Source organism: Streptomyces silvae, from assembly GCF_016745505.1.
GTDB classification, from domain to species: Bacteria; Actinomycetota; Actinomycetes; order Streptomycetales; family Streptomycetaceae; genus Streptomyces; species Streptomyces silvae.
Genome location: NZ_JAERUC010000022.1, coordinates 34,824 through 45,527, shown reverse-complemented (window position 1 = coordinate 45,527; position 10,704 = coordinate 34,824). Strand labels below are relative to the sequence as shown.

Genomic DNA, 10,704 nt, shown 5'->3' with positions numbered 1-10,704 from the left:
ACGGCGCGGGGCGGGCTCGCGGTGAACATCATCGAGTGCTGAGGTCCTAGGCCCTGACCAGCGCGTTTACGTCTTTCAGCGCTGTCAGGGCCTTCCCTGCTTACGGGGCGGAAAGTCCCTGGAATCTCCCTGCGACAGACGTGGAAGTCCCTGCAAAGTCCCTGAGGATCCCTCGCCGATGTGGCGCTTGACCTGGAAGTTCGCGACACCCGCTCAGCGATGGATGTCCCTCCGACACACCCGCTCGGAGAATCACTCTCCTCCAATAACAAGAGTTTTGTTAAACTCGGCCCCATGGCTACCTCCCAGGCGCCCGGCGAAGGACCCGTCCGGCCCGTATCGGTCTCCCTCCACGAAGGCACCATCGCTGCCCTCAAGGCACGTACGGGCAAACGAGGCATGTCCGCCTACGTCGAGACCCTCATCCAGCGCCAACTGGAACGGGACCGACTGCGCGAGCTCATCGAAGACGCGGAAACCGAACACGGCCCGGTCGATCAGGCGGCGGTCGACGCCAAACGCGCCATTCTCCGCGGCGACGCCGCGGGCTCGGCGGACGCCGCGTGAGCGGCACGCTCGTCCTGGACTGCGAAGGCCTGTCCAAACTGGTGCGACGCACGCCCGAGACCACCGAGTGGCTGGCCGCGGCCGAAGCCGAAGACATCCGCGTCGTCACCAGCTCCGTCACCCTCGTCGAAGCACGCGACCCCAGGGTCAACCAGGCCCGCTTCGACTACGCAGTCTCCCGCGTGAACATCATCCCGCCCACCGAAGCCATCGCCCGTCATGCGAGCAAGCTCCTGGCCGCGGCCGGACTGCACGGCCACAAGTACGCCCTCGACGCCATCGTGGCCTCCACCGCACTCACCTCGCCAGCCCCAGCGACCGTCCTGACATCGGACCCCGAAGACCTCCTGATGCTCTGCGGCCCCAGCATCCGCGTCATCAAGGTCTGACCGCGAGGCCGCGACTCGACCCACCTCTTGTACGAATCAGAGCGCTGCGCGGAAGGCCTCGGGCATTGACATCCTCATCGCCCTGAAGGACAGCGAGGCCCGCCTACCGCGCCGTTGAAGGCTGCGGTGTCGGCCGGGTTCCTGCTTCGCTGCGAGAAGCCGACGCTCGCAGCACAGGGGGAGGATTGGCTTCGCGAGATCCAAGAAGAACTGCTCTGGCACCTGAAGGATGTCCCGGCGCTTGGCAAGGACCGACTACGCAACGACTTCGGCGCGCCTGCGCTCTTCCGCTCCCTGCTGGTCACGCGAATCGCCGTCCAACTCGCCCGGGGCAAGAACACGACGAACATCAGGGACATGCTGGCCTCCAGTCCGGTCTTTGCCGCGTCCGGCCCCAATGTTGACGAGCTCACCGCCTCCCGGGCCGGCCAGGCGCCCTTGGGGCTGGGCGAACAGGCCTGGTTTCAGCTCGGTGAGGTCGCTCCTGAGGAGCCGGCGATTCTGACCGAGGTCCGCATGAACGCCCCCCGGCCGCCGGTCCCCGGCCGCCTGTGGGGCGGCCGGGCCGCAGCGGGTACTGCCCCCTGCCTCAGACGAAGTCGATCAGGTCCCGCAGCGGCGGGGGCACGAGCTCGTGCGGGAGCGCCTCGACCAGCACCGTGCCGTAGTGGATCTTCCGGCCCTTCTTGGTCCCGATGAACCGGCGCAGCTGCTGGTGCGTGCTGCGCTCCCGCTGGGCGGGCTGGGACTGGAAGGTGAGCAGCGGGCGCAGGTCGCCCTGCTGCCGGACGAGCTCCGTCACCTGTTCCACCCCGAGAGCGCGGATGAGCTCGTCCTCCAGGTCCACATCGCACACGAAGAAGTCCGGCTCCAGCCCGGCCCGCGCCCAGGCGCGGGCGAAGTAGCCGCGTTCCCCCTCGTCGCACAGACCCGTCAGCTGCACATTCAGGCCGTTGGGTCCGGCCCGGTCGACGAAGCGGGCCACGTTCATGGCGCCGCCCATCGCCAGGACGCAGATCTCCTCCTCCGCCAGGTCCCGGCCGTAGCCGTGCGCCAGCGCGTCGACCGCGGCGACGTCGCTCGGCCCTTCCACCAGAACGATCCCGCGGACGGGCAGCAGCGTGGCGAGCTCGTACGCCGGGGCGGCGGGACCGCCCCACGCCCACGAGGTGATCGCGTCCCGGAAGGACCTCATATCAGCCAACAGACACATCCATTCGTGCTCTGGCGGTATGCCGCTCGACCAGCTCCGCAAGTCCGGCCACCGTAGCGTCGTCGAAGAACTCCGCTGCCGGCAGGTCCACGTGCAGGAGGGTCCTGATCCGGGCGAGGAGATCCATGCCCGACAGCGAGTTGCCGCCCATCTCGAAGAACTCGTCGTCGATGCCGACCTCCTGGAGGACGAGCGCGTCGGCCACCAGGTCCGCCAGCAACTCCTCGGTGGGAGTACGCGGGGCCGCGAACGGCGTGGGCACGGTCCGCGGCAGGTGGGCGGGGGCCGGCAGCGCCCGCCGGTCCGTCTTCGAGCCCAGCGTGAGCGGGAACTCCTCCATGACCACGATGACGGACGGGTGCATGTACCGGGGCAGTCTGTGGTGCAGGGCCAGCCGCAACCTCGGCACCAGCCCTTCGGCGGAGCCGCTCGGCACGACGTACGCCACCAGGATCTTCCGTCCGGGCACGACGTCCTCCCGGGCCAGCACGACGGCCTCCTTGAGATCCGGCAGCCCGGACAGGGCCGCCGCGACCTCACCGGGTTCGATGCGGTAGCCGTCGACCTTGACCTGATCGTCGATCCGTCCGCGGAACTCCAGGGCACCGCGGGCGTCGAGACGGACCATGTCGCCGATGCTGTACATCCGCTCGCCGGGGACGAACGGGTCGGGCACGAACTTCTCGGCGGTGAGCGCCGGGCGGCCCACATATCCGCGGGCCACACCGCTGCCGCCGGTGTAGAGCAGACCCCACTCGCCCTCGGGGACCCGCTCCAGGTTCTCGTCCAGGACGTACAGGCGGGTGTCGGTGACGGCACGTCCGATCGGGACGCTGTCACCGATGCGGTCGTCGATGACGTGACAGGACGTGAAGCAGGTGTCCTCGGTGGGGCCGTAGCCGTTGACGATCAACAGCTCCGGGTAGGCCTCGCGGAGCGAGTTCATGTGCAGAGGGGACAGCGGTTCTCCGCCGCCGAGCATCTGGCGCAGTCCGGCCATGCTGTCGAGGTGGTCGTCGACCAGCCGGTGGAACAGGCCCGTGGTCAGCCACAGCGTGGTGATCCGCTCCTGTTCCAGGAACGCGGCCAGCTCGTGCATCGCCACCGTGCCCGGCGGATAGACGACCAGCTTGGCGCCGTTGAGCAGGGAGCCCCAGATCTCGAAGGCGGAGGGGTCGAAGCGCAGCGAGCAGAACTGCAGGAACGTCTCGTCCGCCGTCAGCGAGGCGTAGTCGCCGTCCTGCACCAGCCGCACCACCCCACTGTGCCGTACGGCCACGCCCTTCGGCATGCCGGTCGAGCCGGAGGTGTAGCAGATGTAGGCCAGGTTGTCGGGGCCGGTGCCGGGGGTGATCGGTCCCGGGACGGGGTCCGTCTGCCACGGGTGGTCGAGGTTGACCACGGTGCCGTCGATCTCGGGCACGCGGTCGCTCAGCCGGTCGTGGGTGAGCAGGACGCGTGCCTGCGCCTGATCGAGCATGTACCGGAACCGCTCGGGGGGCTCGTTCTGGTGCACGGGCAGATAGACGCCGCCCGCCTTCAGGATGCCGACGAGCGCGACGACCATCTCGAACGAGCGCTCCACGAACAGGCCGACCACGCTCTCCGTGCCGACGCCGAGCCCGCGTAGCTGCCGGGCCAGCAGATCGGCCCGCCGGTCGAGTTCCGCGTAGCTCATGTCGACGCCGTCGAAGCGCAGGGCGATCGCCTCGGGGCGAAGGCGCACCTGTTCGTCGAACAGATCCGTGATGCTCGCGCTCCGCCAGTTGTCGATGGTCATCGGATGCTCCCCTTGTCGAACGCCGCTTCCAGCTGCCGCTCCGGGGAGCCGGCGAGGTCGAAGACCTCTGTTTCCCACGCATACGCTTCCGCGTCCGGTGCAGGAGCCGTCCCACCCGCCTCCCTGAGACCATTCAGAATGGTCTCGGCACGCAGCGACAGCAGACTGAACGAACCCGCGTCACCGATGCCGTGGCTCGATTCGCACAGTCCGTTGAGGAACAGCGGCGGGGTGCTGTCGCTGTGGGACCGCAGCCGGTAGTCCGGCTCGACGACCAGATGGCCGTCGTCGTCGACCTGGAAGCGGTCGATCACGCCGGCCAGCAGCGCCGGATACGGCTCCTGGTGCTCTCCCGGTCCGAGGTCACGGAATCCGGTCGCGAGGATCACCAGGTCCGCGTGGTCCGTCGACACCTCCTTCGTGTGCACCTCCTCCACCTCGAGGCGCACTCCGGTCCCGGCCGGTTCGGCGGTCCTGATCGCGCTGTTGCCGCGGACGAACACCCGCTGGTCGCCGTCCAGGCGCTGCTCGTACATGAGCGCGTACAGATGGTGCAGGACATCGGCGTCGGTCGACGAATAGTTGGTGGGCCGCATGTACGCGTCGAGCTCGCGCTTGCTCGCCCGGTCCGCCCGGTAGTAGTAGTCCGTGAACGAGGGGAAGAAGCCCTCCTCGCTGAACGGGCTGGTGTCCTTGAGCCGCAGCCCGAATTTCCGCACGTAGTTGACGATTTTCGCGTGCGGGAAGCGGTGGGCGAGGTCGAGGACGATCTCGACGGCGCTCTGGCTGCCGCCGATGACGGCGATCGACCGCGGGGGCTCGCCGGTCAGCTCGCGCACGGTGTGCAGGTAGCGGGTGAGGTGGCACACCCGGGGGCTGTCCAGGCCCGCGAACGGCTCGGGGACGAACGGGGTCCGGCCGGTGCCCACCACCAGCGACCGGGCCCGGTGCTCCGATCCGTCCGCGCACGTCACCACGTACTGCGCGGTGCCGCCGGTCCCGGACACGGCGACGTCCGTCGCCCGCGCGCCGAACGCGACCTGTGGCCGGAACTGCCGGGTGACCCAGTCGATGTACTGCGCGTACTCCTTGCGCAGCGGGAACTCCAGGGGCAGGTTCAGGTGCTCGATGAGCCTGCCCTGCTCGAAGAGGTAGTTGAGGAAGCTGTAACGACTGCGCGGGTTGCGCAGGGTGACGAGGTCCCGATTGGGATGGTTCTGCATGTTGGAACCGTCCAGCAGCAACCCTCCCTGCCACACCGGGTGGGCTGCGGCCTCCAGGAAGAAGGCGCGCGTACCCGGCTGCTCCTCCTGGAGCGCGATGGCGAGCGACAGGTTCGCGGGTCCGAACCCGACACCGAGCACATCCACGGGTTCGGAGGTCGGCGCGGTCGCCTGGACGTCGGATCGATCAGTCATGCGCCACCTCGGATTGCGTCATCCCGCGTCAGCATTGTTCTCCCGTTCCGCGGACCGGCCGACGATCAGTGCCGGGTCCGCCCGCATCTCCTCGTACCAGTAACGCCACTTCGCCACGTCGCCCGCGAGGCCGGCGGCGGCGATGATCTCTTCCTCTTGCTCCCAGCGGACCTCGCCCCGGGGCTGAATTCCGCTGCTGCCCAGGACCTTGCGGTAGAAGGGGTCGTCCCCCTTGCGGACGTCGCTCATCAGGGCGCCCACCTCGGGCGAGACCAGTTGCAAGCCGGGGCGGGGCGCCCAGCTCTCGAGACCGACGACCGGGGGCAACCCGAGCGCCGCCATCAGAGCGGCCGTGAGTCCGGCAGGGTCGGCCCGCAGGTCGTCGGAGTCGACGAGGACGTACGGGACGCCCCGTGACCGGCACTGCTCCACCTGCTCGCGCAACGACTGCCAGCCGCTCTCGAAGACCGGGAAGGTCTCCGCGCCGTTGAGCTGGCGCACGATCCGCAGCCGGGAGGTCGTGGACAGGCGGGGGTCGCAGATCACGAAGACCGGCGCGGCCGTGGCGAGCCCGACGAGCTGCCCGAACTGGGCCTCGCTGAGCTGGAAACTCATCTCCTTCATCAACAGGCCGCCGCCGTGCGGCACGTCGGCCAGCGCGACCCGGCGGCCGGACGCCACTTCCATGGGGTTGGCCAGGACGCTTTCGACGGATTCCGGACCCTGGTCGCCCCAGTAGCAGGCCTCGAAGGGTTCGTGGCAATGGTGGGTCACCGCGGGGTGCTGCCACAGCAGCCGCGCCACGGCGGTCGACCCGGTGCGCGGCGGCGATATCAGCGCCAGCCGGGTCCTGTACACGGAGGTCAACGCAGCGTCCAATTCCACTGTCTCCTTACTGCCAGCTCGGCCCGGCAAACGGCCGGAGCCATGGGGTTCGTCAGGGGGTGGTGTCACGAAATCTCACGGCGCTCGGAGCGCTTGGTCGAGATCGGCGACGATGTCGTCCAAGTGCTCCATGCCGATGCTCAGCCTGACCATGTCCGGCGGCACCGGAACCCGGGCCGTGCCGGCGTCCGCGGCCTGCTTGTGTGTGGTGGCGCCGGGGATCGTGGCCGTGCTCCTGACCTGGCCGAGGTTGTTCGCCCGCCAGACGAGCGCGAGCCGGTCCATCACCTCGTGGGCGGCCCGGACGCCGCCGGTCGGGCGGAAACAGAGCAGGAAACCGAACCGGTTCTCCGCCTCTCCCCCGTCCAGTTCGCTGTCGACCAGCCACATGTCGCGCTTGGCGATGTGGTTCGACCGGTGGCTCTCGAGTCCGGGGTGGAAGACCTCGACGACGCCGGCGTGGCCCTCGAGGTGGCGTGCCACCTCGAGCGCGGTGCGGGACATGACGTCCACCCGGCCGCGCAGCTCCCGGATGTCGGCGAGGATCGTCCACGCGTTGAACGGGCTGATGACCGCGCCCATGTCCCGCAGCGGACCGCGGCGCAGGTGTCCCGCGTAGTCCGCCGAGAGCTCTGCGGGCTGGCCGCGCAGCTCCAGACCGTGCCGGGCGATCACCGCTCCGCCCATGCTCCGGCCGCTGGCGCCTGCCGCCTTGGTGAGCGAGTGCACCACGATGTCCGCGCCGAGCGCCAGCGGCCGGAGCAGGGCGGGCGTGGCGAGGGTCGCGTCGACGATGAGCGGGACCCCAGCCGCCCGGGCCAGCTCCGACAGCGCGGGGATGTCCACGAGCTGGACCGTCGGGTTCGACGGCACCTCCGCGTAGAGGAACCGGGTCCGCTCGTCGATGTGCCGGGCCCAGTCCCCGACCGTCAGCGGGTCGTCGACCCAGCGCACATCGACGCCGCGTTCCTGCCCGTACCGCTTGTCGAAGACCATGGTGGTGGAGCCGTAACACTGCGGCGACGCCACGATGTTGGGCCTGTCACCGGCGGCCGCGGACAACAGCGGCATCGTGGCGAGGGTGATCGCGCCCATCCCGGTCGCGGTGAGCGCGGCGCTCACCGAGGCGTCGACCCGGTATCCCTCCAGGGCCGCCACGGTGTGCTCCAGGATGCGGACCGTCGGGTTGCCCCGCCGCGTGTAGACCCACCCGTCGCCGTCCTCCGCGGTGGCGGCGAGCATCGCCTCCATCGACGGGAAACTCTGCGCGGTGGCCAGGTGCGCGGGCTCGCTCAGCGCACCGAGGTGGTGGGCCGACTCCGCATGGTCGTAGGCGCCGCTGACGGCCAGGGTCGTGAATCGGGCGCCCGTCACAACAGCGCCTCGTCTTCCACCCGCGTCGGCCCGTTGCTCACGGTTGCTTCCTTTCCGTCACAGTGTTGCGGTGAACTGGTGGTCTGTGGGGCAGGAGGGTTTTCGCGGGCGCGGCCTAGAGCCGGGCCAGCTCGTCCTGGAGGTCGTCGAGACCGAGCGGGCCGAGCGACAGCGCGGCCGAGTGCCAGGACTTCAGGTCCAGCTTTCCTCCGCGCTCCGCGTGGGCCGCCGCGGCCGCGGTCCGGCCGTCGATCCAGGCCTTCTCCCCGAGCTTGTAGGAGATCGCCTGGCCGGGCAGGCCGAGGTAGCGGTTGACCTCGCTGTCGAGGTATTCGGCGGACTGTCCGCTGTGGGCGGCGAGGAACTCCCGCGCGAGGCCGGGGGTCCAGCTCTGTCCGGCGGAGACCGGCGCGTCCTTCGGGATGTCCAGGGACAGGTGCACCCCGATGTCGACCAGGACCCGCACGGCGCGCAGCATCTGCCAGTCGAGGAAGCCCAGGCGCTCGCCTGGGGTGCGCAGGTGGCCGAGCTCGTCCATCAGTCGTTCCGCGTACATGGCCCAGCCCTCGGTACAGGCGTCGATGCTGGCGAGGGCCGACTGGTACGTCGACAGCTCGTTTCCCAGATGCCGCCACTGGGCGAGTTGCAGATGGTGGCCCGGTACGCCCTCGTGGTACCAGACACTGCGCAGGCTCCACAGGGGGAAGCGCGTACGGCCCTGGGTGGGCAGCCAGGTACGGCCGGGGCGCGTGAAGTCGACGCTCGGCGGGGTGTAGTAGGCGGCCGAGCCGGTGCCCGTCGGCGCGATGGCGGCTTCCACCACGCGCACGGGAGGCGCCAGATCGAAGTAGGTGCCGTCGAGGTCGTCGATCGCCTGGTCCATCCAGTCCTGCAGGCGCTGCCGCACCGCTTCCACCCCGTCCACGGCCTCGCCGTGGAGGTCGAGATGGCGCATCGCCTCGACGGCGGTGGCCCCCGGCAGCACGGACGCGGCCTCGGCCCGCATCTCGGCCCGGATCCTTCGGTACTCCTCCCACGCCCAGGCGTAGGTCTCCCGCAGGTCGAGCGTGGCGCCCGTCCAGAACCGCGCCCAGGTGCGGTACCGGTCGGCGCCCACGCCGTCAGGGCGGCCCTCGGTCGCGGGCAGATGGTCGGCGCGCAGCCAGTCCCGCAGTCCGGCCAGTGCCGCCGCGGCCTTGCGGGCCGCGGTGTCGAGTTCGGCCCGCAAGGCCGGCGGCACGTCGGCGGCCTCGCAGAAGCCCGCGTACCAGCCTCGGCCGTCGCAGTCGCGGCTCCAGGCGTCGAGCTGGTCGGCGATGACCAGGATCTGTCGCGGGGCCGCGACGAAGGTGCGCTTGTCCAGGCCCTGGGCCAGGGACTCGCGGAAGCCGTCGAGCATCCGCGGGACGAGACTCATCCGGCGCGCGACCGCGGTCCAGTCGTCCGCGGTCTTCGTCGGCATCAGCTGGAAGATGTCCTGGACGCGCTGTTGCAGGCCGAAGACATTGACGATCTCCCGCAGGTACTCGTCGTCGACGCTGATGGCCAGGTCGGCCTCCAGGCGCTCGCGTAGCAGGCGCCCGCACCGTCGCTCCTCGGGCGACAGGGCGCCGGCCGCGGCCCGCTCCGCCCGGTCCAGATCGCGCAGGGACGTGCGGAACACATCGTCCATGCGGGCGCGGCCCTGCGGAGAGAGGTCGGGCATCTCGCCCCGGCCCTGCGGAACCCCCAGCCATGTGGCGATGCCCGGCTCCACCCGGGCGAGCTGCGTGACGTAGGCATCCGCCACCTCGCGCACCGCACGGGAGCCGGCGGATATGTCGTCGCCCATGTGTCTCCACCCCACCCTGAATCGTTCGGTCGTCGGCACTTTCCGGGGGCACGGCGATGCGCCGTGGACCACGCAACGGACTTGGAAAACGCGGTGCGCCGCACCGCCGGGAAACAGACTGGCCCGGCCCGATCGGCCGGTCAATGAAGGCCGGATTGAACGCGGCGATCAGCGGGGCAGAAGCATTCCGGCGCCCTTGTCACGGGCGAGGGAGTGGACGCGGGTCGCAAGAGCCACGTCGTGGACGCCCATGCCGAAGGGGTTGATCACCGTCCGGTCGGTGGAGGTGATCGGGCGCTCGTAGGCGCCCGCCAGCAGTGTGGCGAGGTCCGCGTCGACCTGCCGGGCCCCCGGCGCCTCCGTCCCCGGACCGGTGGCCCGCCCGGCTCCGGCGAGGCGGCCCAGGAGGCGGGTGTCGTCCTCGCTGACGAGGTGCCAGTCGTCGACGAACAGGTGCTCCACGCCAAGGAGTACGTCCTCGGCGGCGTCGTCGAGGGACACGTTGACGAAGACGGAACCCTCCGGCAGCCAGGCCAGCGGGACGTAGGGGGTCGTGGTCGTCGTGCAGGCGAGGGTGACCGGGGCCGAACGGACCGCCGATTCGGGGTCGGTCGCGATCTCGAACTCGATCTGGGGCAGCGATGTGCGCAGGTCCTCGGCGAACGCCCGGCTTCTGGCCGGCGACAGGTCGAAGACGCTGACCGACTTCACCGCGCCGTGCGCCGCGAGCAGACCCAGGTGCGTGCGTGCCTGTACGCCGGACCCCAGCAGGGCCACCCGGTCCACGGTGGACAGCGGGCGGACGGCGCGCAGCGCGGCGACGGAGACGGCTGCGGTGCGCAGCGCACTGATGTGCGCGCCCTCCATGACGCAGACCGGTTCGGCCGTTTCGCTGTCGAAGAGCAGGATCAGACCGGCGGCACGCGGCAGGCCCCGGTCCGGATTGCCCAGGCTGGCGTTGATGACCTTGCATCCGTACGCGCCCTCGTGCCAGGCGGGCAGGACCAGGCTGCGGGCCGCGGCTCCGTCGGGGGCCTGCCAGCGCAGCGCCGCCTCGGCCGCCACTCCGGACCGGTGCGCGCGCACTCCGAGGAAGGCCTCGGTGACCGCGGTGAGCGGGTCGATCTCCGCGCACAGCGACCGGACGGTGGCACCGTCGAGGTACCGCAGAGGTCTGGGTTCGGCTCGCATGGACTGCTTCCTCTCGTTTCGGAACATGGGTATCTGCGCCCCTTGAGGGGCTCGGA

9 protein-coding genes are annotated in these 10,704 nt (G+C 70.2%); 2 read left to right on the top strand and 7 right to left on the bottom strand.

The features are described from left to right. Nucleotides 1–294 precede the first annotated feature (294 nt). A complete protein-coding gene (locus tag JKV81_RS03600; protein ID WP_030809790.1) occupies nucleotides 295–567 on the top strand; it encodes a hypothetical protein in 273 nt (90 codons plus the stop codon). Further along, on the top strand, nucleotides 564–956 hold the full coding sequence (locus tag JKV81_RS03595; RefSeq protein WP_129265567.1) for a type II toxin-antitoxin system VapC family toxin: 393 nt from the start codon (nucleotides 564–566) through the stop codon (nucleotides 954–956). The genes JKV81_RS03600 and JKV81_RS03595 overlap by 4 nt, the downstream gene beginning before the upstream one ends. Before the next feature lie 589 nt (nucleotides 957–1,545). Here the strand turns inward: JKV81_RS03595 and JKV81_RS03590 are convergent. The 7 genes from JKV81_RS03590 to JKV81_RS03560 form a co-directional block, all read right to left on the bottom strand. Then, nucleotides 1,546–2,160 carry a TOPRIM nucleotidyl transferase/hydrolase domain-containing protein gene (locus JKV81_RS03590; RefSeq protein WP_129265566.1) on the bottom strand — a complete coding sequence of 205 codons (615 nt, stop codon included), beginning with the start codon at nucleotides 2,158–2,160 and terminating at the stop codon, nucleotides 1,546–1,548. Then, nucleotides 2,153–3,949 carry a non-ribosomal peptide synthetase gene (locus JKV81_RS03585; RefSeq protein ID WP_129265565.1) on the bottom strand — a complete coding sequence of 599 codons (1,797 nt, stop codon included), beginning with the start codon at nucleotides 3,947–3,949 and terminating at the stop codon, nucleotides 2,153–2,155. Before JKV81_RS03585 ends, JKV81_RS03590 begins: the two co-directional genes overlap by 8 nt. Continuing rightward, nucleotides 3,946–5,367 (bottom strand): lysine N(6)-hydroxylase/L-ornithine N(5)-oxygenase family protein, encoded by a 1,422-nt coding sequence (locus tag JKV81_RS03580; RefSeq protein ID WP_202074892.1) that lies wholly within the window; start codon nucleotides 5,365–5,367, stop codon nucleotides 3,946–3,948. Before JKV81_RS03580 ends, JKV81_RS03585 begins: the two co-directional genes overlap by 4 nt. An 18-nt stretch (nucleotides 5,368–5,385) precedes the next feature. Beyond that, nucleotides 5,386–6,246 (bottom strand): hypothetical protein, encoded by an 861-nt coding sequence (locus JKV81_RS03575; protein WP_129265563.1) that lies wholly within the window; start codon nucleotides 6,244–6,246, stop codon nucleotides 5,386–5,388. Nucleotides 6,247–6,327: 81 nt separating this feature from the next. Continuing rightward, entirely contained in the window at nucleotides 6,328–7,626 is a 1,299-nt protein-coding gene (locus JKV81_RS03570; RefSeq protein ID WP_202074891.1) for a trans-sulfuration enzyme family protein, read from the bottom strand. 115 nt (nucleotides 7,627–7,741) lie between these two features. Continuing rightward, complete coding sequence (locus tag JKV81_RS03565; RefSeq protein ID WP_129265561.1) at nucleotides 7,742–9,457, bottom strand: DUF885 domain-containing protein; 1,716 nt, start codon at nucleotides 9,455–9,457, stop codon at nucleotides 7,742–7,744. Nucleotides 9,458–9,625: 168 nt separating this feature from the next. After that, nucleotides 9,626–10,648 carry an ornithine cyclodeaminase gene (locus tag JKV81_RS03560; protein WP_202074890.1) on the bottom strand — a complete coding sequence of 341 codons (1,023 nt, stop codon included), beginning with the start codon at nucleotides 10,646–10,648 and terminating at the stop codon, nucleotides 9,626–9,628. Between the last annotated feature and the right edge of the window lie 56 nt (nucleotides 10,649–10,704).